Genomic DNA, 24,179 nt, shown 5'->3' on the forward strand with positions numbered 1-24,179 from the left:
GTTGTGGTTGGCAGTGTCGAGGAAGGGACACGCCAACCGCGAAAACACGACAACAATTCTCATTAGCGCGTATGCAGCGCCTCAGGCACGGGGAGCCAGCGTCACCCAGTATCGGGTCCGGTAGTGGATATCCACAGGCAAGGTACGCGCCAGGGATTCCAGCACCTGGTCCGTATCGGCCAACTGGAAGGCACCGGAGATGCGCAGCCCGGCAACGGCAGGGTCACAGCGCAGCACACCGGGTCGGTAGCGTCCCAGCTCCTCGATGAATGCCCCCAGGGTGAGCCCTTCGGCCCGCAGCACACCACGCACCCAGTCGTCCGTTCCGGGCTGCAACGGCCTCACCTCGCCCATCCGCAGATCGTCGAACTCACTCTGGTAGCCCGCCCCCAGCAGAGTGGCCGAAGGGGCACCGACGGGCTTCAGTTCGACGGCGCCCGACTGCACTGCCACCAGAGTGAGCCCCTCGCGTTGTCGCACGGTGAAGCGCGTCCCCACCGGTCGCACCAGGCCCTCACGGGTCTGCACCCAGAACGGTCGGCCAGACGCGTCCACGGCGGTGGACACCTGGATTTCACCAGCGTGCAGGCGCAGCAGGCGTCGCTGCTCATCGAACGCCAGATCAAGGGCACTGGCGGTGTTGAGGACGACCTGGGTGCCATCGGGCAGTTGGATCTCGCGTCGCTCGCCGACTGCCGTACGCTCGTCTGCCACCCAGCTGCGCCAGGGCGTTGCCCGATAGCCGATGACCCCGCAGGGCGCGGCAAGGGCAGCCAGGGCCAGCAGCTTCAGCAATGCTCGGCGATCCGCTGTCGCCGGCCGTCCCAGGGCCTGACCGGCAATGGCAGGCGGAATGCCTTGTAGCCGCTGATGAAACTGTTCGGCAATCTGCCAGGCGCGTTCGTGCGCCTCATGGCTGGCTCGCCAGCGGGCGCACTCGGCGTGCACCGCCTCGCTGGCCCCGGCCTGCAGGCGAACGAACCAGCGCGCCGCCTCCCGGGCAATCCTCCGTTCGATGGGACCTGCGCTCACAACAGATCCCCTGCAATCACGATGCACTCCTCATACGCCTGGGCGAGATAGCGCTGCACGGAGCGCACATGCACACACAGGCGCTGGGCGATTTCCTCCTGGGTGCAACCTTCGAGCTGGGACAGCAGGAAGGCCTCACGGGCTTTTGCAGACAACCGCTGAAGCACCTGGTCGACCTCCTGCAAGGCCTCCAGCAGGAGCGCCTGCTGCTCCACGGACGGCACCGCAGGCTCGGGCAACTCCGCCAGGGCATCGAGGTAGGCGCGTTCCAGCGACTTGCGCCGGTAGAAGTTGATCAGCAGGCGATTGGCCACGGTCGCCAGGTAGGCTCGCGGGGCGTCGATCGATTGCGGTCGGGCCACCAGCAGGCGAAGGAAGCTGTCCTGGGTCAGGTCGGCAGCATCGGCACCATTGCCCAGGCGTTTGCGCAGCCAGTTGAGCAGCCAGCCATGGTGTTCACGGTAAAGCTGCTGCAGCGGATCACCGGAGCAGCTCTGGTGGGGGGCGACTGGCATGGAGGACTTCCCTGGCGACATACGCCTGACCGACATCAAATGAGAAAAAGTCTCATTCTATGTAGAGCCCCAGCAGCGAGCAATCATCCATCGGCGTCACGGGATGTTCAACGGCACGTCTTCAAACGGTCACCTGCTGCGCAAATGCTGGGGGCTCCGACAACGGAGCCCCTGGAGACCCGACATGACTCATCCCCATGACGTGCGTTCGGACGCCCCCGTCCTCGACAGCAAGACCCGCCGCAAGCTCGAAGATCAGCGCCGGATGCGTTTCCGCCGCGCCATCGAGGCCCACGCCGAGGAACGGCGCCTGAAGGCCGAGATCGACGATTATCCCGACCTGATCGCCATCAACTACCTGTTGTCGACAACGGCAAAGCGCCGTCGAACCGCTGCGAAAGCGTGCTGATCTGGGCGCGTTCTTCGCGGATGTAGCTGATGAAGGCCTGGGCAACCGGTGACAGCCGCTTGCCCTTGGCATGCACCACGCACCAGCTGCGGTAGAGCGGCAGTTCCTCCACCGGCAGTTCCCGAAGCAACCCGGTGGCCAGCTCCAGGCTGACCGCATGACGGGGCAGCAGGCCGATGCCCAGGCCCGCCACCACACACTCGCGCAACGCATCCAGGGAGGTGACTTCCTGGGTGTGGGCGAAGTGCGCGCGCTTCTGCTGGAAGTACTCCTCGCAGGCCTTGCGGGTGCCGGAGCCGGCCTCGCGCACCAGCAACGGGAAGGGCTCCAGGTCCTTGAGGGTCAGGCTGCGGGCGTGGCACAGCGGGTGGTCCGGCGGGGCCACGGCGATGATCGGGTTGTTCAGGAACGGCAGGAATTCCAGGGCCATGTCCTGGGGCACCAGGGACATGATCACCAGGTCGTCGCGGTTGTCCGCCAGGCGCTTGATCGCCTGGGCGCGGTTGACCACCGTGAGGTGCAGGCTGACGTCCGGGTGCTGCTGGCGGAAGGCGGCGAACAGGTGCGGCACGAAGTACTTGGCGCTGGACTCCACCGCCAGGTTGAGCTGCCCCTGCAGCGAGCCCTGCAGGTCGGAGAGCTGCATGTCGAGGCTCTCCAGCCGCTGGAAGATGTCGCCGCTGGCCACGTACAGCGCCTCGGCGGCGTCGGTCTGGTAGAGCTTCTTGCCCACGTATTCGAACAGCGGCTGGCCCACCAGTTCTTCCAGCTGGCGGATCTGCAGGCTCACCGCCGGCTGGGTCAGCGCCATCTCCTCCGCCGCGCGGCTGTAGGAGCGGCTCTCGTACACGGCACGGAACACCTGGAGCTGGCGCAACGTCATGCGCAGCAGGGTCTTGCGCATCATGGACCTCGATAAATCGGGGGGTGCGGCGCCGGACTATAAGGCCTTCCTAATGGATATCCCAATAATTATTGATTTTGGTTATTCACAAACTTCGATTTAGGTTAGATACGCGACCGTCCAGCCTGGCTCGGTCACTCGCCGACCGGCCTACGCCGTTCGCCTGCCCACTTGGTCGAGGGAACACTCGTGATCAAGAAAATCCTCATCGCCAACCGGGGTGAGATCGCTGTCCGCATCGTGCGCGCCTGCGCCGAGATGGGCATCCGCTCGGTGGCCATCTACTCCGAGGCCGATCGCCATGCGCTGCACGTGAAGCGCGCTGACGAGGCCCACAGCATCGGTGAAGACCCGCTGGCCGGTTACCTGAACCCGCGCAAGCTGGTGAACCTGGCCGTGGAGACCGGCTGCGACGCCCTGCACCCCGGCTACGGCTTCCTCTCGGAGAACGCCGAGCTGGCGGAGATCTGCGCCGAGCGCGGGATCAAGTTCATCGGCCCGTCCGCCGAGGTCATCCGCCGCATGGGCGACAAGACCGAGGCGCGCCGCAGCATGATCAAGGCCGGCGTACCGGTCACCCCCGGCACCGAGGGCAACGTCGCCGACCTGGCCGAGGCCCTGCGCGAAGGCGACCGCATCGGCTACCCGGTGATGCTCAAGGCCACCTCCGGCGGCGGCGGTCGTGGTATCCGCCGCTGCAACAGCCGCGAGGAACTGGAGCAGGCCTACCCCCGGGTGATCTCCGAGGCCACCAAGGCCTTCGGCTCGGCGGAAGTGTTCCTGGAGAAGTGCATCGTCAACCCGAAGCACATCGAAGCCCAGGTGCTGGCCGACTCCTTCGGCAACACCGTGCACCTGTTCGAGCGTGACTGCTCGATCCAGCGCCGCAACCAGAAGCTCATCGAGATCGCCCCCAGCCCGCAGCTCACCCCCGAGCAGCGCGCCTACATCGGCGACCTGGCCGTGCGCGCGGCCAAGGCCGTGGGCTACGAGAACGCCGGCACCGTGGAGTTCCTGCTCGCCGAGGGCGAGGTGTACTTCATGGAGATGAACACCCGGGTCCAGGTGGAGCACACCATCACCGAGGAAATCACCGGCATCGACATCGTCCGCGAGCAGATCCGCGTCGCCTCCGGGCTGGAGCTGTCGGTCAAGCAGGACGACATCATCCACCGGGGCTACGCCCTGCAGTTCCGCATCAACGCCGAGGACCCGAAGAACAACTTCCTCCCCTCCTTCGGCAAGATCACCCGCTACTACGCCCCCGGCGGCCCCGGTGTGCGCACCGACACGGCGATCTACACCGGCTACACCATCCCGCCCTACTACGACTCGATGTGCCTGAAGCTCATCGTCTGGGCGCTGACCTGGGAAGAAGCCCTCGACCGCGGCCTGCGCGCCCTCGACGACATGCGCGTGCAGGGGGTCAAGACCACCGCCGCCTACTACCAGGAGATCCTCCGCGATCCCGAGTTCCGCAGCGGCCAGTTCAACACCAGCTTCGTCGAAGCCCACCCGGAACTGACCCAGTACTCCATCAAGCGCAACCCGTCGCACCTGGCCATCGCCATCGCCACCGCCATCGCTGCCCACGCCGGCCTGTAGGGGAAGGATTCAGAACATGAGCAAAAAAGTCACCGTCACCGACACCATCCTGCGCGACGCCCACCAGTCGCTGCTGGCCACCCGCATGCGCACCGAGGACATGCTCCCGATCTGCGACAAGCTGGACAAGGTCGGCTACTGGTCCCTGGAAGTCTGGGGCGGCGCCACCTTCGACGCCTGCGTGCGCTTCCTCAAGGAAGACCCGTGGGAGCGCCTGCGCAAGCTCAAGGCCGCCCTGCCCAACACCCGCCTGCAGATGCTCCTGCGCGGGCAGAACCTGCTGGGCTACCGCCACTACAGCGACGACGTGGTCCGCGCCTTCGTGGCCAAGGCCGCCGTCAACGGCATCGACGTGTTCCGCATCTTCGACGCCATGAACGACGTGCGTAACCTGCGCGTCTCCATCGAGGCGGTGAAGGCTGCCGGCAAGCACGCCCAGGGCACCATCTGCTACACCACCAGCCCGGTGCACACCATCGACGCCTTCGTCGAGCAGGCCAAGCAGATGGCCGCCATGGGCGTGGACTCCATCGCCATCAAGGACATGGCCGGCCTGCTGACCCCCTACGCCACTGGCGACCTGGTCAAGGCCCTGAAGGATGCCCTGCCCCTGGAAGTGGCCGTGCACTCCCACGACACCGCCGGCGTGGCCAGCATGTGCCAGCTCAAGGCCGTGGAGAACGGTGCCGACCGCATCGACACCGCCATCTCCAGCATGGCCTGGGGCACCAGCCACCCCGGCACCGAGTCCATGGTCGCGGCCCTGCGCAACACCCCCTACGACACCGGCCTGGACCTGGAGCTGATCCAGGAGATCGGCCTGTACTTCCACGCCGTGCGCAAGAAGTACCACCAGTTCGAGAGCGAGTTCACCGGCGTCGACACCCGCGTGCAGGTCAACCAGGTGCCCGGCGGCATGATCTCCAACCTGGCCAACCAGCTGAAGGAACAGGGCGCCCTGAACCGCATGGGCGAAGTGCTGGAAGAGATCCCGCGCGTGCGCGCCGACCTGGGCTACCCGCCCCTGGTCACGCCCACCTCGCAGATCGTCGGCACCCAGGCCTTCTTCAACGTCCTGGCCGGTGAGCGCTACAAGACCATCACCAACGAGGTGAAGCTCTACCTGCAAGGCCGCTACGGCAAGGCCGCCGGGCAGATCAACGAAGAACTGCGCCGCCAGGCCATCGGCAACGAGGAAGTCATCGACGTGCGCCCGGCCGACCTGCTCAAGCCCGAGCTGGACAAGCTGCGCGCCGAGATCGGCAGCCTGGCCAAGTCCGAGGAAGACGTGCTGACCTTCGCCATGTTCCCCGACATCGGCCGCAAGTTCCTCGAAGAGCGCGCCGCCGGCACCCTCAAGCCCGAGGAACTGCTGCCCATCCCCAATGGCCAGGGCCCGGCCCCGGTCGGCGGCGAGGGCGTACCCACCGAGTTCGTGGTGGACGTGCACGGCGAGAGCTACCGCGTGGACATCACCGGCGTGGGCGTGAAGAGCGACGGCAAGCGCCACTTCTACCTGTCCATCGACGGCATGCCGGAAGAAGTGGTGTTCGAGCCGCTGAACGAATTCATCGGCGGCGGCGGCAACAAGCGCAAGAGCGCCAGCGCACCGGGCGATGTCAGCACCACCATGCCGGGCAACATCGTCGACGTGCTGGTCAAGGAAGGCGACAGCGTCAAGGCCGGCCAGGCCGTGCTCATCACCGAAGCCATGAAGATGGAAACCGAGGTCCAGGCGCCCATCGCCGGCACCGTCAAGGCGATCCACGTCGCCAAGGGCGACCGGGTCAACCCGGGCGAGGTGCTGATCGAGATCGAATGATCCCGACCCGAAGTCCCCGTGGGGAGCCGAAAGGCTCCCTTTTTTTGCCTATGCCCCAACGGTTACAGCCCGGGGACCTGGAGCCGAACATCCCTGGGCTGAAGCCCAGGCTACGGGAGCCGCACCGCGTAGGGTGGGCTTCAACCCACCATCCGAGCCCGCCGCAACTCCGCTGGTTGATCGATGAAGCGCGATCCCCCCTACGGGTGCCGGTCATTGCGTAGGGTGGATAACGCTCTTTTTATCCACCGACCGGACTCACACCCGACACCGAAGCCTCCCCGCTGTGGCATCTGCACCTACCAGCCGTAGGGGCTTCAGCCCGGGGACCTGGAGTCGAATATCCCTGGGCTGAAGCCCAGGCTAAGCCGCACCGCGTAGGGTGGGCTTCAGCCCACCATCCGAGCCCGCCGCAGCACCTGGCCGGCTCATGAATTTCTCAATGGTCATCATGAAAATTCCCACTTGGCCGCCGCACCGGCTGCAGGTGCATCCTGCGCTTCCAGTCAGCGCCATCCCCAGGGAGGAGAAGCCATGAAAACCGTCGCCCAGATGCTTCACGCCAAGCCTCGCCAGCAGGTCCACACCATCGAGGCCGATGCCCCGATGCTCGAAGCCCTGCGCCTGATGGCGGAGCAGAACATCGGCGCCCTACCGGTCACCGAAGGCGGTCGCCTGGTGGGCATCGTCAGCGAGCGTGACTACGCCCGGCGCGGCGTGCTCCAGGGGCGTTCCTCGGTGGCGACGCCGGTGCGCGAGTTCATGACCGAGCCGGTGTTCACCGTCCATGCCCGGCAGAGCATCCGCGAATGCATGTCGCTGATGACCGACCGCCACATGCGCCACCTGCCGGTGGTGGAAGACGGCCAGCTGATCGGCCTGCTGTCCATCGGCGACCTGGTGAAGGAAGCCATGGCCGAGCAGGACAACCTGATCCTGCACCTGGAGCAGTACATCCGTGGCGAAGTGGCCTGAGGCCCGTCAGAGGTCCTCGTCCTGCACCACCCGCACCTCGCCGGCGTCCATCGCGTAGGCGGCGTCGGCCAGGTCGTTGCTGACCTGCTCCACCTTGAGCGTGCCGCTCACCCATAGCGGGGTGTAGATGTCGTCCAGGGCGATGCCCTTGGGGAAGCGCACCAGCACGATCTGGTTCGGCGGCGGCGGCGGTACGTGGATGCAGGCGCCCGGGTAGGGCACGAGGAAGAACAACGTGTTGCGTCCCTTGGCATCGGTCTCCAGCGGCACCGGGTAGCCCCCCAGGCGGATCTTCTTGCCGTTGAGCGTGGCCACCGTCTTCGCCGAATACATCACCGCCGGCAGGTCCTTGTCCTGCTGCTTCAGCCCGCCCTTGTTGGTGAAGGTGCCTTCGCCTTCGGGGGTGTTGTGGCTGATGTCCGGCATCTCTTCCAGGGCCTTGCGGTCCTCCGGGGGCATCAGCTCCAGCCAGTCGGTCTCGGGGAGCTGGGCGTGGGCCAGGGCGCTGCACAGCAGCAGGGGAAACAGCAGGGTACGGCGCATGGTGCGGGCTCGCGGGCGGGAAACAGGCGCTAAGACTAGCCGCGCCCGTTCCCGGTTCCCAGCCCTCAGTCCTTCTTGATGGCGCTGTAGATCATCAGCAGGACGATGGCGCCGACCACCGCACCGATGAAGCCCGCCCCCTGCCCGGCACGGTAGATGCCCAGCGCCTGGCCGCCGTAGGTGGCGGCGATGGAGCCGCCGATGCCCAGCAGGATGGTCCAGATCCAGCCCATGCTGTCATCGCCCGGTTTGAGGAAGCGTGCGACCAGGCCCACGACCAGGCCGATGAATAGCGTTCCGATGAGCCCCATGGCAGTCACTCCTGAATCCTGAATGAAAAAGGGCGTGTCCGTGGACACGCCCTTGATCAGACAGCAGCGCAGCGGCAGGGGTTCAGCCGGCGATCAGCGCCTCGACCTCGGCGATGCGCGCCTTCAGGGTCGGCAGGTCGGCGCTGCGCAGGGTGGCGTGGCCGACCTTGCGCCCGGCCTTGAAGGCCTTGCCGTAGTGGTGCAGGTGGCAGTCGCCGACGGCGATCACCTTCTCCACCGGCGGCACTTCGCCGATGAAGTTGAGCATGGCGCTCTCGCCCACCTTGGCGGTGGAACCCAGCGGCAGGCCGGCGACGGCGCGCAGGTGGTTCTCGAACTGGCTGCACTCGGCGCCTTCGATGGTCCAGTGGCCGGAGTTGTGCACGCGCGGGGCGATCTCGTTGGCCTTCAGGCCGCCGTCCACTTCGAAGAACTCGAAGGCCAGCACGCCGACGTAGTCCAGCTCGCGCAGCACGCGGCCTACGTAGTCCTCGGCCAGGCTCTGCAGCGGGTGGTCGGTGCTGGCGATGGACAGGCGCAGGATGCCGTTCTCGTGGGTGTTGTGCACCAGCGGGTAGAAGCGCGTCTCGCCGTCACGGGCGCGCACCGCCACCAGGGACACTTCGCCGGTGAAGGGCACGAAGCCTTCGAGGATGCAGGGCACGCTGCCCAGCTCGGCGAAGGCACCGGCCACGTCCGCCGGGCTGTGCAGGACCTTCTGGCCCTTGCCGTCATAGCCCAGGGTGCGGGTCTTCATCACCGCCGGCAGGCCGATGGTGGCCACGGCGGCGTCCAGGTCCGCCTGGGACTGGATGTCGGCGAACTCGGGGGTGGGGATGCCCAGGTCCTTGAACATCGACTTCTCGAACCAGCGGTCACGGGCGATGCGCAGGGCATTGGCCGAGGGATAGACCGGCACGAACTGGGAGAGGAAGGCCACGGTCTCGGCCGGCACGCTCTCGAACTCGAAGGTCACCAGGTCCACTTCGTCCGCCAGCTGGCGCAGGTGGTCCTGGTCGCCGTAGTCGGCGCGGATGTGCTCGCCGAGCGCCTGGGCGCAGGCGTCGGGGGCCGGGTCGAGGAAGGCGAAGTCCATGCCCAGCGGGGTGCCCGCCAGGGCCATCATGCGGCCGAGCTGGCCGCCGCCGATCACGCCGATCTTCATGGGTCAGGCCTCGCGCGGGTCCGGATTGTCGAGAACGGTGCGGGTCTGCTCCTCGCGGAAGGCCTTCAGCGCCGCGTGGTACTGCGGGTGCTGGTGACCGAGGATGCTGGCGGCCAGCAGGGCGGCATTCACCGCACCAGCCTTGCCGATGGCCAGGGTGGCGACCGGGATGCCCGCCGGCATCTGCACGATGGAGAGCAGCGAGTCGACGCCCGAGAGCATGGACGACTGCACCGGCACGCCGAGCACCGGCAGGTGGGTCTTGGCCGCGCACATGCCCGGCAGGTGGGCGGCACCGCCGGCACCGGCGATGATCACCTGGATGCCGCGGGCCTCGGCCTCTTCGGCGTACTGGAACAGCAGGTCCGGGGTACGGTGGGCGGAGACCACCTTCACTTCATAGGGGATGCCCAGCTTGTCCAGCATCTCGGCGGTGTGGCTGAGGGTGCTCCAATCGGACTTGGAGCCCATGATCACGCCTACCAGTGCGCTCATCGTCGTACCTCATCAAGGGTCGAAAACCAACAAGCCACGCTCAAGGGCGTGGCTTGTCTGCGATGTGGGCCGGCGTGCGCTGCCGGCCGAAGGCCGCGCAGTATACCGCAAAGGCGGGCGCGGTAATCACCCGCCTCGACCGTCCGTCACGCGGTGCCCGCCACGGGCCGTAACCTTGTCCCAGCGCAAGGTTTGTCACGCTCGGCACGGCACACTCCCAGGCTCCACAGCCAGGAGGTGAAAGCCATGAACAAGACCATGAAAGCCGCCGTCGTCCATGCCTTCGGTGAACCGTTGCGGATCGAGGAAGTGAAGGTGCCGCTGCCCGGCCCCGGCCAGATCCTGGTGAAGATCGAGGCCTCCGGCGTCTGCCACACCGACCTCCACGCCGCCGAGGGCGACTGGCCGGTGAAACCCGCCCTGCCCTTCATCCCCGGCCATGAAGGCGTCGGCTACGTCGCCGCCGTCGGCAGCGGCGTCACCCGCGTCCGCGAAGGCGACCGGGTCGGCGTGCCCTGGCTGTACACCGCCTGCGGCTGCTGCGAACACTGCCTGACCGGCTGGGAAACCCTCTGCGAAGGCCAGCAGAACACCGGCTACTCGGTGAACGGTGGCTACGCCGAATACGTGCTGGCCGACCCGAACTACGTCGGGCTGCTGCCCAAGGACGTCGAGTTCGACGAGATCGCGCCGATCCTCTGCGCCGGCGTCACCGTCTATAAAGGCCTGAAGGTCACCGGCGCCCGCCCCGGCCAGTGGGTGGCCATCTCCGGCATCGGCGGCCTCGGCCACGTGGCCGTGCAGTACGCCCGCGCCATGGGCCTGCACGTGGCGGCCATCGACGTCGACGACGCCAAGCTCGACCTGGCCCGCAAGCTCGGCGCCAGCCTGACCATCAACGCACGCAACGAGAACCCCGCCGAGGTGATCCAGCGCGACATCGGCGGCGCCCACGGCGTGCTGGTCACCGCCGTGTCCAACAGCGCCTTCGGCCAGGCCATCGGCATGGCCCGTCGCGGCGGCACCGTGGCCCTGGTGGGCCTGCCCCCGGGCGACTTCCCCACGCCGATCTTCGACGTGGTGCTCAAGGCCATCAGCATCACCGGCTCCATCGTCGGCACCCGTGCCGACCTGCAGGAAGCGCTGGACTTCGCCGGCGAAGGCCTGGTGAAGGCCACCATCCACAAGGACTCGATGGACAACATCAACGGCATCTTCGACCAGATGCGCGCCGGCAAGATCGAAGGCCGCATCGTCATCAACCCCTGACCCGCCGGGGCCGGCTCAGCCGGCCCCTCCCCCTTCCAGCGTCGCCCCCAGCCCGCCCTCCAGCTTGCGCCACAACAGGCGGATGGCCGCCTTGCGCACCAGCGCGCAGCGGTACAGGCGGATCTCCAGCGGCACGTGCCAATGCGGCCCGCCGCACACCACCAGATCCCCCCGCGCCAGCGCCGCCTCGGCACTGAAGCGCGGCACCCAGGCCACGCCCAGGCCCTGCAGCGCCATGCTCTTGAGGCTGTCGGCCATCGCCGTCTCGTACACCGTGGTGGAACGCAGGGCCCGCTGGCGCAGCAGCAGGTTCACCGAACGCCCGAGGAAGGCCCCGGCGCTGTAGGCCAGCAGCGGCACGCTCTGCCCGCTGTCCAGCTCGTAGAGCGGCTTGCCCTCGGCGTCCACCGCACACACCGGCAGCATCTCGGTGCGCCCCAGGCTCATGGACGGGAACAGTTCCGGGTCCATCTGCAGCGCCGCGTCCGGGTCATAGAAGGCCAGGATCAGGTCGCAGCCCCCCTCCCGCAGGGAATGCACCGCCTCCCCCACGTTGGTGGCGATCAGGCGGCTTGAGATGTTCAGCCCCTCGGCCCGCAACCGCGCGATCCACTGCGGGAAGAAGCCCAGCGCCAGGGAGTGGGCGGCGGCGAACTGCAGCACCTCGCCCTGCTGGCCCTCCAGGTGGTGCAGGCGGCGCACCACCTCCCCCAGCTGCTCCACCATGCTGCGCGCGGTGACCAGGAACAGCTGGCCCGAGTCGGTCAGCTCGATCGGCGTGCGCGAGCGATTCACCAGGGTCAGCCCCAGCGCCGCCTCCAGGCTGCGGATGCGCCGGCTGAACGCCGGCTGGGTGACGAAGCGCCGCTCGGCGGCCTGGGAGAAGCTGCGGGTGTTGGCCAGGGCGACGAAATCCTCCAGCCATTTGGTTTCCAGGTTCATGGGGCCTTCCAGGGAATGCTCGATTTTGGTGCGCACGCTTGCCAGCGAAGCGGCGTCACACCTGCATTATGCCGATTGTGCATAGGGCAGCGAATAACAGCATTGGTCTAAAAATGCCTGGAGCCTTAGATTAGCGGGCATCGCGGCACTAGCCGTGTTCTTCCAGAGATGAATCGCATCATGTCCGCTGCTGCATCCTTCCGCGTCGAAAAAGACCTGCTCGGTACCCTCGAAGTCCCCGCCGATGCCTACTACGGCATCCAGACCCTGCGCGCCGTGCAGAACTTCCGCCTCTCCGGCGTACCGCTGTCGCACTACCCGAAACTGGTAGTCGCCCTGGCCATGGTCAAGCAGGCCGCCGCCGACGCCAACAAGCAGCTCGGCCACCTGCCGGCCGACAAGCACGCCGCCATCACCGAGGCCTGCGCCCGCCTGATCCGTGGCGAGTACCACGACCAGTTCGTGGTGGACATGATCCAGGGCGGTGCCGGCACCTCCACCAACATGAACGCCAACGAGGTCATCGCCAACATCGGCCTCGAAGCGATGGGCAAGCAGAAGGGCGAATACAAGCACCTGCACCCGAACAACGACGTGAACATGGCGCAGTCCACCAACGACGCCTACCCCACCGCCATCCGCCTCGGCCTGCTGCTGGGCCACGACGCCCTGCTGGCCAGCCTCGACAGCCTGATCCAGGCCATCGCCGCCAAGGGTGAAGAGTTCGCCCATGTGCTGAAGATGGGCCGCACCCAGCTGCAGGACGCCGTGCCCATGACCCTGGGCCAGGAATTCCACGCCTTCGCCACCACCCTGGGCGAGGACCTGGACCGCCTGCGTCGCCTGGCACCCGAACTGCTGACCGAAGTGAACCTGGGCGGCACCGCCATCGGCACCGGCATCAACGCCGACCCCGGCTACCAGAAGCTGGCCGTCGAGCGCCTGGCCGAAATCAGCGGCCAGCCGCTGAAGCCCGCCGCCGACCTGATCGAAGCCACCTCCGACATGGGCGCCTTCGTGCTGTTCTCCGGCATGCTCAAGCGCACCGCGGTCAAGCTGTCGAAGATCTGCAACGACCTGCGCCTGCTCTCCAGCGGCCCGCGCACCGGCATCAACGAGATCAACCTGCCGGCACGCCAGCCGGGCAGCTCGATCATGCCCGGCAAGGTCAACCCGGTGATCCCGGAAGCGGTCAACCAGGTCGCCTTCGAAGTGATCGGCAACGACCTGGCCCTGACCCTCGCCGCCGAAGGCGGCCAGCTGCAGCTGAACGTGATGGAGCCGCTGATCGCCTACAAGATCTTCGACTCGATCCGCCTGCTCCAGCGCGCCATGGACATGCTCCGCGAGCACTGCATCGTCGGCATCACCGCCAATGAAGAGCACTGCCGCCGCCTGATGGAGAACTCCATCGGCCTGATCACCGCGCTCAACCCCTACATCGGCTACGAGAACTCCACCCGTATCGCCAAGGAGGCCCTGATCAGCGGCCGCGGCGTACTGGAACTGGTTCGCGAAGAGAAGCTGCTGGACGACTCCATGCTGGCGGACATCCTCCGCCCGGAAAACATGATCGCCCCGCGCCTCGTACCGCTGAAGGCCTGAGCCTTACCGTCTCACCAGGAGGGGCGTAGCCCCTCATTCCAGAGGATGGTCGTCTGACCATCCTTTTTTTTGCCTGTGGAAAAGTGCCCCAAGTAGGGTGGGCTTCAGCCCACCATGCGGACCCGCCGCAACTCCGCTGGTGGATCGATGAAGCGCGATCCCCCTACGGGTGCAAGTCCATTGCGTAGGGTGGATAACGCTCTTTTTATCCACCGGCCGGGCTACCCCCCGACAACGAAGCCTTCCCCCTGCGGCATCTACACCTGCCAGCCGTAGCCCGGGCTTCAGCCCGGGGACTTGGAGCCGAACATCCCTGGGCTGAAGCCCAGGCTACGGGGGCTGCCTAGGCGTAGGGTGGGCTTCAGCCCACCATCCGGACCCGCCGCAACTCCGCTGGTGGATCGATGAAGCGCGATCCCCCCTACGGGTGCCGGTCATTGCGTAGGATGGATAACGCTCTTTTTATCCACCGGCCGGGCTATCCCCCGACACCGAAGCCTCTACGGCCCCTACACCCGCCAGGCCCGGCGCAACACCCGCACCGCCTCGGCAATCTCCGGCTCGGGCACGGCGGCGAAGCCCAGCACCAGCCCGGCGCGGTTATCCACAGGCGTGTCGCTGTCCTCCAGCCAATAGCTGCTCAACCCGTTCATCTCCACCCCCGCCGCCCGCGCGGCGCCCAGCAGTGCCTGCTCCCGCGCCAGGCTGTCGACCCGGATGCACAGGTGAAGCCCCGCTTCCACCGCCGGCATCGGTGCACAACCGGGAATCGCCGCCGGCCAGTCCCGCAGCAAGGCATCGCGACGCGCCCGGGCGGCCTGGCGCATGCGCCGGACGTGGCGCTGGAAGTGCCCGGCGGCGATGAACTCCGCCATCACCGCCTGGGTGCCGATCTCCGAATGGCGCATGTCCAGGGCCAGCCGCCGGGCGAAGGGCTGGGCCAGGGCCGGTGGCAGCACCAGGTAGCCCAGGCGCAGGGCCGGGAAGGCGATCTTGCAGAAGGTGCCGACGTAGAGCACCCGCCCCTGCCGGTCCAGCGAGGCCAGGGGCGCCAGCGGCACCCCGCTGTAGCGGTACTCGCCGTCGTAGTCGTCCTCGATGATCCAGCCGCTCTCGCGCTCGGCCCACTCCAGCAGCTCCAGGCGCCGCGCCAGGGACAGCGTCACCCCCGTCGGGTACTGGTGGGACGGCGTCAGGTACACCAGCCGGCAGTTATCCACAGCGGACAGCGCCGGGCAGACCAGCCCCTCATTGTCCACAGGCACCCCCACCAGCTGCGCGCCGGCCACCGCGAACGCGTGGCCCGCCGCGCGATAGCCGGGGTTTTCCACAGCCACCCGGTCCCCCGGCTGCACCAGCAACTGCGCACAGAGGCTGATGGCCTGCTGCGCACCGCAGGTGATCACCACCTGCTCCGCATCGCAGGCCAGGCCCCGGCTGCTGCGCAGGTAGGCCGCCACCAGCTCGCGCAGGCCCCGGTCGCCCGCCGGGTCGCCATAGCCCAGGCGCGCCAGCGACGGCTTGCGCCAGAAGCGCGCGGACAGTCGCGCCCAGGTCTCGAAGGGAAACAGGTCGAAGGCCGGCACGCCGATGCGAAAGGCCCGGGGCACACGCCCTGGAGGAGCAGGCAGGTGATGCCGCTCCAAGCGCTCCAGGGCCACGCTCGGCGCCGGCCCGGGCGGTTCGGGCAGGGCCACCGGCGGGCTTGTGGATAACTCCACCACGTAGGTGCCGTCGCCCACCCGCCCCTCCACGTAGCCCTCGGCATAGAGCTGGTCGAAGGCGCGGGTCACGGTGTTGCGGGAGATGCCCAGCAGCGCCGCCAGGTCGCGGCTGGCGGGCAAACGCGTGCGGCTGCCCAGGCGCCCGTCGAGGATGCGTTCGCGCAGCGCCTCGTAGATCTGGCGGGACAACCCCCGCGCAGGGTCCAGGCGGATGCCGGAGAGGTCGACGGGCAAGGGGGGCGTGGCGGTCATGGCGGCCTCGATTGGCTCTATGAAAGTGGCAGCCAATGGATCTTACACAAGGCCAATTCCCTGCCTAGCATGAAGCCATCGCCGAGGAGACCGACCATGTACTGCCCCGCCACCTTCCGCCAGGACAACCTGGCCCAGCTCCACGCCCAGATCGACGCCAGCGGCCTCGCGCTGCTCACCAGCGCCGGCCCCCAGGGCCTGCAGGCGAGCCACCTGCCGCTGCTGCTGGCCCCCGGCGAAGGCGAGTTCGGCACCCTCTACGGCCACTTCGCCCGGGCCAACCCGCACTGGCGCGACCTGGCCGCTGGCAGCGAAGCCCTGGTGGTGTTCAGCGGCCCGGACGCCTACGTCCACCCCGGCTGGTACCCGAGCAAGGCCGAGCACGGCAAGGCGGTGCCTACCTGGAACTACATCGCCGTGCACGCCTGGGGCCAGGCCGAAGTGTTCGACGACCCCGAACGCCTGCTGGCCCTGGTACGCCAGCTCAGCGACCGCCACGAAGCGCGTCAGGCACGCCCCTGGTCCGTGGACGAAGCCCCGGCCGACTACCTGGCCAGCATGCTGCGCGCCATCGTCGGCTTCGCCCTGCCGATCCGCCGCCTGGAAGGCAAGTGGAAGCTCGGCCAGAACCGCTCCGCTGCCGACCAGGCCGGTGTCCGCGCCGGCCTGGAAGCCTCCGCCGACCCGCGCGACCAGGCCCTTGCGGCCCGGCTGCAGCCCACTTCCTGATCCTCAACCGAGCCCACAAGGACGCCCCATGAGCCTCGAGATCCGCCCCGTCACCGCCGATGACCACGCCGCCTGGCAGCCCCTCTGGCAGGGCTACCAGCGCTTCTACAAAACCGAGATCCCCGAGGCCACCAGCGCCGTCACCTGGCAGCGCTTCCTCGACCCGGCCGAACCCATGCACGCCGCCCTCGCCTGGCAGGACGGCCGCGCCGTCGGGATGGTGCACTGCATCGACCACCGCAGCTGCTGGACGGTGGGCAACTACTGCTACCTGCAGGACCTGTTCGTTGCCGAGGGCCTGCGCGGCGCCGGCATCGGCCGCGCGCTGATCGAATACGTCTACGCCCGCACCGGGGCCGCCGGCGGCTCGCGGGTGCACTGGCTGACCCACGAGACCAACACCGACGCCATGCAGCTCTACGACCGCATCGCCAACCGCTCCGGCTTCGTCCAGTACCGCAAAGTCCTGTGAGGACCGCCCCATGACCGACCTCAGCCACTGGCAACCCCGCCCCACCCCCGACCACCGCGCCCTGCCCGGGCGCTTCGTGCGCCTGGAAGCCCTCGACCCGGCGCGCCACGGCGACGACCTCTGGCACGCCCTGCAAGGGCCCGGCCACGACCCGGCGCTGTGGAACTACCTGCCCTACGGCCCCTTCCCCGAGCGCGTGCCCTTCGACGCCTGGCTCGCCGGCCACGCCGCCAGCCGCGACCCGCTGTTCTACGCCGTCGTCGACCTGGCCAGCGGCCGCGTCACCGGCCTGCTCAGCTACCTGCGCATCGCCCCGAAGGACGGTGCCATCGAGATCGGCCACATCGCCTTCGGCCAGGCCATGCAGCGCTCGCCGGCCTCCACCGAGGCGGTCTGGCTGCTGGCCCGCCACGCCTTCGACGACCTCGGCTACCGCCGCCTGGAATGGAAGTGCAACGCCGCCAACGCCCGCTCCATGCGCGCCGCCGAACGCCTGGGGTTCCGCTACGAAGGGCTGTTCCGCCAGCACATGGTCATCAAGGGCCAGAACCGCGACACCGCCTGGTTCTCCATCATCGACGGCGAATGGCCCGCCGTGCGCAGCACCTTCGAGGCCTGGCTGGCTGTGGATAACTTCGACGGCGAAGGCCGCCAGCGCCGCCGGCTGGAGGATCTGCGGCCGGCGTAGGCCGCACCCGGTGCCATCCCGCCCCGTTGCAGCCCGTCACCTCGACGGGCCACGCGGGATGGCCCGCCCCCACCCGACGCCCCCACTCCCTTATTCCCGTCACACCCCTGTTACGGAACGGTAAGACTTCTTCCTTATAAAGAGCGGCCAGCCAACAAGACCCCCAACAGGTTGCCGCCATGCTCCGCTCGCCGTCCCCGCTCGCCCGCTGCATCACCCTCGCCCTGGCCGGTTGCACCGGCCTGGCCAGCGCCGCCACCGTCACCGTGAACAGCGCCACCACCACCGGCCAGGTGCTCAGCGGCGAGACCACCCTCCAGGTGGGCAGCAGCGGCAGCATCACCACCAGCGGCAAGAGCGTGGAGCTGAAGAACGCCACCAGCGGCACCGGCGTGGTCGTCGACAACAGCGGCCTGATCAAGTCCACCGCCGACCGCGGCCTCGACGCCTCCGGCAGCAACCCCGCGCGCACCTACCAGATCATCAACCGCGAAGGCGCCACCCTCGACGCCGCCAAGCAGGCCATCCGCATCAGCGGCGACCTGGCCGGCACCCGCGTGTCCATCGACAACGCCGGCACCGTCATCTCCCAGACCGACCGCGCGATCATGCTCAAGGACCTCAAGACCAACGTGCAGATCGACATCACCAACCGCGCCACCGGCCTGATCCGCGGTGTGCGGGAGGACGCCATGCGCGTCGGCAACAACGCCACCATCACCAACTACGGCACCATCAGCAGCGGCGACATGACCAGCGCCGACGCCAAGTTCGACGGCATCGACTTCGACGCCTCCACCGGCGGCAAGGTGGAGAACCACGGCACCATCACCGGTGGCCGCCACGGCATCACCACCGACGCCGGCGCCGAACTGGTCAACTACGCAGGCGGCGTGATCATCGGCCGCAACGGCTCGGGCTTCGGCTCCGACGGCAACGGCCGCGTCACCAACTACGGGCGCATCACCGGTGCCTACAACGGCCTGGTGCCCGATGGCGACGGCGATGGCGTGGACATCGACGGCCAGGGCTGGATCGACAACCACGGCATCATCGAAGGCACCGGTGCCGGCGGTTCCAAGGACGGCTCGCCGAACACCAGCGAAGGCATCGCCATGGGCGGCGGGACGATCCTCAACCACGCCGGCGCCACCATCAGCGGGGCGGCCAACGCCATCCTCATCGACGACAGCGCCACCGGCGGCGCCCCCTATGCCACCCACCTGGAGAACTTCGGGCAGATCCTCGGCCTGGGCGGCGATGCCGTGCGCATCATCGGCGAGCAGGCCGACAGCGTGATCAACGGCGGGCTGATCAGCAGCACCGGCGGCGTGGCCCTGGACCTGGGCGGCGGCGCCGACAGCCTCACCCTGCGCAGCGGCAGCCGCTTCGTCGGCCGGGTGGACGGCGGCGCCGGCCGCGACGTGCTGACCCTGAACGACGTCGGCGGCGGCAGCTTCGGCAACAGCACCCGCTTCGAATGGCTGCAGGTCAGCGCCGGCCGCTGGACCCTCGACACCGACGACTTCAGCGAAGGTGGCCAGGTGCTGGCCGGCGCCGAGCTGGTCAACCTCGGGCGCATCGGCGGCACCCTGGGCATCGCCTCGGGCGCCACCTACGCCGGCGGCGGCCATGTGGATAACCTCGACCTCGCGGCCGGTTCCACCCTGGCCTTCGCCGTCGCGGCCGACGGCAGCCACAGCCCGCTGCAGGCCGACGGCCGGGTCAGCCTCGACGGCGCCCGCCTGGATGTCCGTGCCAGCGCCGGCACCTACCCGAATACCAGCCGCTACCAGGTGATCCAGGCGGCCGATGGCGTCAGCGGTCGCTTCGCCAGCGTCACCAGCACCTTCGCCTTTCTCACCCCGAGCCTGCGCTACGGCGCCAACAGCGTGGAGCTGGAACTGACCCGCAACGACGTGGCCTTCGCCAGCGTCGCCGGCAACAGCAACGCCGCCACGGTCGCGGGCAGCATCAGCGCCCAGGGCAGCCCGCAGCTGTACAACGCCCTGGTGGTGCAGGACGGCACCCGCGCCGGGCAGGCCCTCGACCAGTTGGCCGCCGCCGGCAACGCCAGCCTCGCCGGCAGCAGCCTGGCCAGTACCGGCCAGGTCACCGGCGCCATGCTCGGCGCACTGCAAAGCGTCGGGGCCAGCGGCACCGGCGGGCTGCTCAGCGCCCGCTCGCTGGAAGACGGGCCGCAACTGGCGGCCCTCGGCGTGCCTGAAGCGGCACGCAACCTCAACGACCCCGCCGCCCAAGGCCGCCTGTGGATGCAGGGCCTGGGCAGCCACGGCCGCCTGGACGGCCAGGCCGGCAGCGCCGACCTGGACAGCGATACCCGGGGGGCGGTGCTCGGCGCCGACTGGGCCCTCGACGGCCAGTGGCGCCTCGGCGTACTGGGCGGCTACTCACGCACCCGGCTGGATGCCGGGCGCAGCCTGAAGGGCGATGTGGACAGCCTGCACCTGGGCCTCTACGGCCTGCGCCAGGACGGCCCGCTGTCCCTGCGCCTGGGCGCCGCCTACAGCCGGCATGACGGCGAGAGCCGCCGTACGGTGGAATTCGACGGATTCAGCGACCGCCTCAAGGGCCGTTACGACGCCCACAGCCTGCAGGCCGTCAGCGAACTGGGCTACGCCCTGGGCAGCGGGCGCTGGCAGGCCGAGCCCTTTGCCGGGCTGGGCTACCAGTACTACGCCCGCGACGGCTACGCCGAACGGGGCGGAGCCGCCGCCCTGCGGGTGGACGACCAGCACCAGGGCAACTTCACCAGCAGCCTCGGCCTGCGCCTGGCGCACCTGGGCACCCTGGACAACGGCATGACCCTGGTGCCGCGCCTGTCCCTGGCCTGGCGCCACGTCTACGGCGACATCGACAGCAGCACCCGCCAGGCCTTCCTCAGCGGTGGTAGCGCCTTCCGCGTCGAAGGCACCGCCCTGGACCGCAACAGCCTGCTGGTGGAAACCGGCCTCGACCTCGGCCTGAGCAGCACCCAGCGCATCGGCCTCGCCTACAGCGGCGAACTGGGCAGCAACGCCCGCAACAACGCCCTCATCGCCCAGTGGCAGATGGGGTTCTGAACAAGCCGGGGAGCGAAGTCCGCGTGGATCGATGAAGCGCGGTCCACCCGACGCCTCCCGGTTAGCACTCGGGCGAACCGTAGGATGCGCTGAGGCCACGAAGCGCATCACATCGCGGTCAAGTGGCGGCACCTCGGATGGCCTCGGTGCTCGGATCGATGGGCTTCGCTGCGCTCAGCGCCATCCTACGGATGCCGATCGAGGCGTTCGGCACCGCACCCGACGCCTCCGGTTGGTCCTCGGCGAACCGTAGGATGCGCTGAGGCCACGAAGCGCATCACGTCGCGGCCAAGCGGTGGCACGGCGGGTGGTGCGGGGTCAATTGACCCGGCAGGCACCCTCGGAGAGGCGTTCCAGGAAGCGGTCGCGCAGGCGGCTTTCGCCGTCGAACTCGGCGGCGGGCGGGCCTTTGTGGACGGTGTCGGTGAAGGACAGGTTCACCAGCAGGCGGTAGACCTGGTAGCGCTCGCGCACCGGGCGGGAGCCGGGGCAGTCGCGGAAGTAGTCGGTGCGGGTCACCTGCTCGCGCCGGCAGTTCTGGTCGTCGAGGTGATCGCCGTAGCGCTCGGTGCCGCTGAGGTAGCGCTTGCCGTCGCAGTTGAGGACGCTCACGGTGCGGGTGCAATAGCCCGGCGCGGTGCAGGATTCCTGGCGATCGCGCTCGGTCTGCAGTTCGCGCTCCTCGCGCCAGCGGGCCTGGATGTCGTAGTTCAGCCCGGCCTCGCGGCCATCGATGAAGAACGAGCGCTTGCCGTAGGCGCTGCGGGGCACGTCGATGCTGACGTCGTCGCGCTCGTCCTTCAGCCGCAGGGTGCCGAACAAGCTCGGCGTGGGGCTGAACTCCAGCTCCTTGTGGCCCTGGTGCAGGGTGGCCTCGTCGTTCAGGCGCAGCGCCTGGCTGTCGCGGGTGAACAGGTAGCCCTTGCCCTTCACGCCGCCGCCGCAGCCGGCGAGCAGGAGGCCGGCGAACAGCAGCACGAGGGCACGGGCGAGGGAACGGGGGTGACGGAGAACGTCCATGGTCGGGGGGTTCCTTGAAGCAGGTGGGTCATTCGATTTCGAAGAGGTTGTTCTGCAGCGGCCCGACCTGCAGGCGGCGGCGGATGTCCTCGTCGATGCGCGGGTCGTCCGGGCGGTAGAGCATCACCTGGCGGTAGGCGCTGACGCGGTTGATCTCCGGCCCCAGGTATTCCCACACCACGCGGGTGCAGGCGGGGTTGCGCCGGTCGCCGCTGGAGACGCCGGTCTTGAGGCCGTTGAGGCGGGTGATGCGGCTCTTGAAGCTGGGGATGAGGATGGTCTGGCTCATCTCGTTGAGGGTGAGCGACTCGAAGTCGGCGAGGAACAGCCGGTCCTGCAGCTGGAACGCCGCGCCGAGGTAGCGGCAGCGCACCCAGTCCTCGGCCTCGACGTTGGAGGCGCTGGAGCGCTCCTGGCGTTCCTGGCGCTCGAACAGGAAAGTGCCGCGCTCCTCCCACAGGTGCACCAGCGACAGCAGGATGGTGCCGGGCACCGACATGCAGTTGGAGTATTCGAAGTAGTAGCCGCAGTAGCGCGACAGGTCGCCAGCGTGCTCGCGCAGGGGGCGCAGCATCTGCATCAGCGGGTCGTCGCTGGGAGCACTGCTGTCGTGGGGGCGGCGGGCACCGATCAGGCGGGCGAACTGCTCCGGTGGCAGGCCCAGCTCATAGTCCTCGACACCGAAGAAATCACCGATGCGCTTGAGGTTGTAGGCCGTCGGCGCGCTCTGACCGCTGAGGTACTTGTTGAACTGCGCACGGTTGATCGACAGCTTCCGGCAAACCTCCGAGATAGAGCGGTAGTGGCTGCACAGCAACTTCAGGTTGGCACCCAGATTGTTTGACAATTCCCGCCCCTCCAGCTGACGCGAGCGGCGCGATTGTAGCGTCAACTCGCACCATTTTGAGCCAACCTGCGAAATTGCCTGACCGACGGCCATGCCCAACCATGCGCGCCTCTGCCTCGACCCGCTCGCGGCACTCCATCGTTCGAACAATAAGAATCGAGGAATTCTCCAATGCTCGAAGCGCTCAACGACTTCCTGTCCGGGAAACTGCTTATCGTGCTGATCGTCGGGTTGGGCGGGTATTTCACCCTCCGCTCCCGTTTCGTCCAGTTCCGCCACTTCGGCCACATGTTCAGCGTTTTCAAGGAATCCATCCGCGGCCAGGCAGGCCAGCTGAGCTCCTTCCAGGCCCTGATGCTGAGCCTCGCCGGCCGCGTCGGCGCCGGTAACATCGCGGGCGTCGGCATCGCCGTGACCCTGGGCGGCCCGGGCGCCGTGTTCTGGATGTGGGTGACCGCCCTGGTCGGCATGTCCAGCAGCTTCTTCGAGTGCACCCTGGCCCAGGTCTACAAGCGCGCCGATGGCGACGGCCTGTACCGTGGCGGCCCGTCCTACTACATCGAGCACGGCCTGAAGCTGCGCTGGATGGCCGTGACCTTCGCCGTGCTGCTGCTGGTGACCTACGGCTTCGCCTTCAACGGCCTGCAATCCTTCACCGTGACCCACTCCCTGGAGAACGCCTTCGGCCTGCCGGTGCAGTACACCGGGATCGGCCTGGCCGTGCTGCTGGGCCTGGTGTTCATCGGTGGCATCAAGCGCATCGCCGCCGTCTCCGACCTGCTGGTACCGGTCAAGACCCTGGCTTACATCGGCGTGACCCTGTACGTGATCGCCACCCAGATCGAGCTGGTCCCGGGCATGCTGGTGACCATCGTCAAGAGCGCCTTCGGCCTGGAACCGGCCTTCGCCGGCCTGCTGGGCAGCGCCATCGTGATGGGCGTGAAGCGTGGCGTGTTCGCCAACGAAGCCGGCCTGGGCAGCGCCCCGAACGTGGCCGCCGTGGCCGCCGTGAAGCACCCGGCCGCCCAGGGCGTGGTCCAGGCATTCAGCGTGTTCCTCGACACCTTCGTGATCTGCACCTGCACCGCGCTGCTGATCCTGCTGTCCGGCTTCTACACCCCGGGCTTCGAAGGCGACGGCATCGTCCTGACCCAGAACTCCCTGGCCGCCGTGGTCGGTGACTGGGGCCGGATCTTCGTCAGCGTCGCGCTGAGCCTCTTCGTCTTCACCTGCATCCTCTACAACTACTACCTCGGCGAAAACGCCCTGCAGTTCCTCGCCGGCCGCAGCCGCGCCGCCCTGCTGACCTACCGTGGCCTGGTGCTGGCACTGATCTGCTGGGGTTCCATGCAGAACCTGGGCACCGTGTTCGCCTTCGCCGACATCACCATGACCTGCCTGGCCTTCGTCAACCTGCTGGCCCTGGCCCTGCTGATCAAGGTCGGCCTGCGGGTGATGCGTGACTACGACGAGCAGCGCAAGGCCGGCATCGACCAGCCGGTGTTCGACGCCAGCAAGTTCACCGACCTGGACCTGGACCGCGCCGCCTGGCCGATCAACCCGGTCACCGAAGCGGCTCTGCAGCAGGTCCCGGCCGGCCTGGCGGAAAGCCACCGCTAAGCGCCCCGCGCGTCACCGGATGCCGCTTCTCCGCCCTGCGGGGAAGCGGCATTTTCATATCAGGCAACCTTTTCTGGTGGGATCGGCTCGCGTTCGCGGCCGTATTCAGCGTTATGCTGGCCCACCGTTTTACTCCCCGTACGACCAGGGCA

The 24,179-nt window shown here is 68.1% G+C and carries 22 protein-coding genes; 11 read left to right on the forward strand and 11 right to left on the reverse strand.

What is annotated here, in order from left to right; all coding sequences use genetic code 11:
- Positions 1-81: 81 nt before the first annotated feature.
- A complete protein-coding gene (locus PotMrB4_RS27550) occupies positions 82-1,032 on the reverse strand; it encodes a FecR domain-containing protein (protein ID WP_172434982.1) in 951 nt (316 codons plus the stop codon).
- Entirely contained in the window at positions 1,029-1,547 is a 519-nt protein-coding gene (locus tag PotMrB4_RS27555) for a sigma-70 family RNA polymerase sigma factor (RefSeq protein WP_197939502.1), read from the reverse strand. The genes PotMrB4_RS27550 and PotMrB4_RS27555 overlap by 4 nt, the downstream gene beginning before the upstream one ends.
- 184 nt (positions 1,548-1,731) lie before the next feature.
- Between PotMrB4_RS27555 and PotMrB4_RS27560 the strand changes: the two genes are divergently transcribed.
- The gene (locus PotMrB4_RS27560; RefSeq protein WP_082078215.1) at positions 1,732-1,956 is read left to right on the forward strand and encodes a PA3496 family putative envelope integrity protein; all 225 of its coding nucleotides are present in this window, start codon (positions 1,732-1,734) and stop codon (positions 1,954-1,956) included.
- Here the strand turns inward: PotMrB4_RS27560 and PotMrB4_RS27565 are convergent.
- Positions 1,898-2,845: a LysR family transcriptional regulator gene (locus PotMrB4_RS27565; protein WP_107331003.1), complete on the reverse strand. Its 948-nt coding sequence runs from the start codon at positions 2,843-2,845 to the stop codon at positions 1,898-1,900. The genes PotMrB4_RS27560 and PotMrB4_RS27565 overlap by 59 nt on opposite strands.
- A gap of 204 nt (positions 2,846-3,049) precedes the next feature.
- Here PotMrB4_RS27565 and PotMrB4_RS27570 point away from each other — a divergent pair, with 204 nt between their 5' ends.
- The 3 genes from PotMrB4_RS27570 to PotMrB4_RS27580 all read left to right on the forward strand — a co-directional run bounded on the left by PotMrB4_RS27570 (position 3,050) and on the right by PotMrB4_RS27580 (position 7,262).
- Positions 3,050-4,465 (forward strand): acetyl-CoA carboxylase biotin carboxylase subunit, encoded by a 1,416-nt coding sequence (locus PotMrB4_RS27570; protein ID WP_044405753.1) that lies wholly within the window; start codon positions 3,050-3,052, stop codon positions 4,463-4,465.
- 16 nt (positions 4,466-4,481) lie between these two features.
- Complete coding sequence (gene oadA / locus PotMrB4_RS27575) at positions 4,482-6,287, forward strand: sodium-extruding oxaloacetate decarboxylase subunit alpha (RefSeq protein WP_044405751.1); 1,806 nt, start codon at positions 4,482-4,484, stop codon at positions 6,285-6,287.
- 534 nt (positions 6,288-6,821) lie between these two features.
- Entirely contained in the window at positions 6,822-7,262 is a 441-nt protein-coding gene (locus PotMrB4_RS27580; RefSeq protein ID WP_044405749.1) for a CBS domain-containing protein, read from the forward strand.
- Positions 7,263-7,268: 6 nt separating this feature from the next.
- Here PotMrB4_RS27580 and PotMrB4_RS27585 read toward each other — a convergent pair whose 3' ends face one another.
- From PotMrB4_RS27585 to purE, 4 genes are all read right to left on the reverse strand, one after another.
- The gene (locus tag PotMrB4_RS27585) at positions 7,269-7,805 is read right to left on the reverse strand and encodes a DUF3299 domain-containing protein (protein ID WP_172434984.1); all 537 of its coding nucleotides are present in this window, start codon (positions 7,803-7,805) and stop codon (positions 7,269-7,271) included.
- A 65-nt stretch (positions 7,806-7,870) separates the two neighbouring features.
- Positions 7,871-8,116, reverse strand: coding sequence for a GlsB/YeaQ/YmgE family stress response membrane protein (locus PotMrB4_RS27590; RefSeq protein WP_044405746.1), 246 nt, complete (start codon positions 8,114-8,116; stop codon positions 7,871-7,873).
- A gap of 82 nt (positions 8,117-8,198) precedes the next feature.
- Positions 8,199-9,281, reverse strand: a complete 1,083-nt coding sequence (locus PotMrB4_RS27595; RefSeq protein WP_172434985.1) for a 5-(carboxyamino)imidazole ribonucleotide synthase — start codon at positions 9,279-9,281, stop codon at positions 8,199-8,201.
- A gap of 3 nt (positions 9,282-9,284) precedes the next feature.
- Positions 9,285-9,776 (reverse strand): 5-(carboxyamino)imidazole ribonucleotide mutase, encoded by a 492-nt coding sequence (gene purE / locus PotMrB4_RS27600; protein ID WP_044405744.1) that lies wholly within the window; start codon positions 9,774-9,776, stop codon positions 9,285-9,287.
- Between the two features lie 246 nt (positions 9,777-10,022).
- Here purE and adhP point away from each other — a divergent pair, with 246 nt between their 5' ends.
- Positions 10,023-11,045, forward strand: coding sequence for an alcohol dehydrogenase AdhP (gene adhP, locus PotMrB4_RS27605; protein WP_044405743.1), 1,023 nt, complete (start codon positions 10,023-10,025; stop codon positions 11,043-11,045).
- Between the two features lie 15 nt (positions 11,046-11,060).
- On the opposite strand, the gene PotMrB4_RS27610 is transcribed toward adhP, so the two are convergent.
- A complete protein-coding gene (locus PotMrB4_RS27610) occupies positions 11,061-11,987 on the reverse strand; it encodes a LysR substrate-binding domain-containing protein (protein ID WP_074969684.1) in 927 nt (308 codons plus the stop codon).
- A 180-nt stretch (positions 11,988-12,167) separates the two neighbouring features.
- Here PotMrB4_RS27610 and aspA point away from each other — a divergent pair, with 180 nt between their 5' ends.
- Complete coding sequence (aspA, locus tag PotMrB4_RS27615; protein ID WP_044400038.1) at positions 12,168-13,592, forward strand: aspartate ammonia-lyase; 1,425 nt, start codon at positions 12,168-12,170, stop codon at positions 13,590-13,592.
- 509 nt (positions 13,593-14,101) lie between these two features.
- Here the strand turns inward: aspA and pdxR are convergent.
- The gene (gene pdxR / locus PotMrB4_RS27620; RefSeq protein ID WP_172434986.1) at positions 14,102-15,568 is read right to left on the reverse strand and encodes a MocR-like pyridoxine biosynthesis transcription factor PdxR; all 1,467 of its coding nucleotides are present in this window, start codon (positions 15,566-15,568) and stop codon (positions 14,102-14,104) included.
- Positions 15,569-15,664: 96 nt separating this feature from the next.
- Here pdxR and PotMrB4_RS27625 point away from each other — a divergent pair, with 96 nt between their 5' ends.
- From PotMrB4_RS27625 to PotMrB4_RS27640, 4 genes are all read left to right on the forward strand, one after another.
- Positions 15,665-16,297, forward strand: a complete 633-nt coding sequence (locus tag PotMrB4_RS27625; protein ID WP_172434987.1) for an FMN-binding negative transcriptional regulator — start codon at positions 15,665-15,667, stop codon at positions 16,295-16,297.
- Positions 16,298-16,325: 28 nt separating this feature from the next.
- Complete coding sequence (locus PotMrB4_RS27630; RefSeq protein WP_172434988.1) at positions 16,326-16,769, forward strand: GNAT family N-acetyltransferase; 444 nt, start codon at positions 16,326-16,328, stop codon at positions 16,767-16,769.
- 10 nt (positions 16,770-16,779) lie between these two features.
- Positions 16,780-17,457: a GNAT family N-acetyltransferase gene (locus tag PotMrB4_RS27635; RefSeq protein WP_172434989.1), complete on the forward strand. Its 678-nt coding sequence runs from the start codon at positions 16,780-16,782 to the stop codon at positions 17,455-17,457.
- A gap of 179 nt (positions 17,458-17,636) precedes the next feature.
- Complete coding sequence (locus tag PotMrB4_RS27640; RefSeq protein WP_172434990.1) at positions 17,637-20,540, forward strand: autotransporter family protein; 2,904 nt, start codon at positions 17,637-17,639, stop codon at positions 20,538-20,540.
- A gap of 318 nt (positions 20,541-20,858) precedes the next feature.
- On the opposite strand, the gene PotMrB4_RS27645 is transcribed toward PotMrB4_RS27640, so the two are convergent.
- Positions 20,859-21,560 (reverse strand): hypothetical protein, encoded by a 702-nt coding sequence (locus PotMrB4_RS27645; RefSeq protein WP_172434991.1) that lies wholly within the window; start codon positions 21,558-21,560, stop codon positions 20,859-20,861.
- A 28-nt stretch (positions 21,561-21,588) separates the two neighbouring features.
- Positions 21,589-22,407, reverse strand: a complete 819-nt coding sequence (locus tag PotMrB4_RS27650; RefSeq protein ID WP_044403434.1) for a helix-turn-helix domain-containing protein — start codon at positions 22,405-22,407, stop codon at positions 21,589-21,591.
- A gap of 171 nt (positions 22,408-22,578) precedes the next feature.
- Here PotMrB4_RS27650 and PotMrB4_RS27655 point away from each other — a divergent pair, with 171 nt between their 5' ends.
- Positions 22,579-24,027, forward strand: coding sequence for an alanine/glycine:cation symporter family protein (locus PotMrB4_RS27655; protein WP_172434992.1), 1,449 nt, complete (start codon positions 22,579-22,581; stop codon positions 24,025-24,027).
- Positions 24,028-24,179: the final 152 nt, after the last annotated feature.

Source organism: Metapseudomonas otitidis (genome assembly GCF_011397855.1).
Lineage (GTDB): Bacteria > Pseudomonadota > Gammaproteobacteria > Pseudomonadales > Pseudomonadaceae > Metapseudomonas > Metapseudomonas otitidis.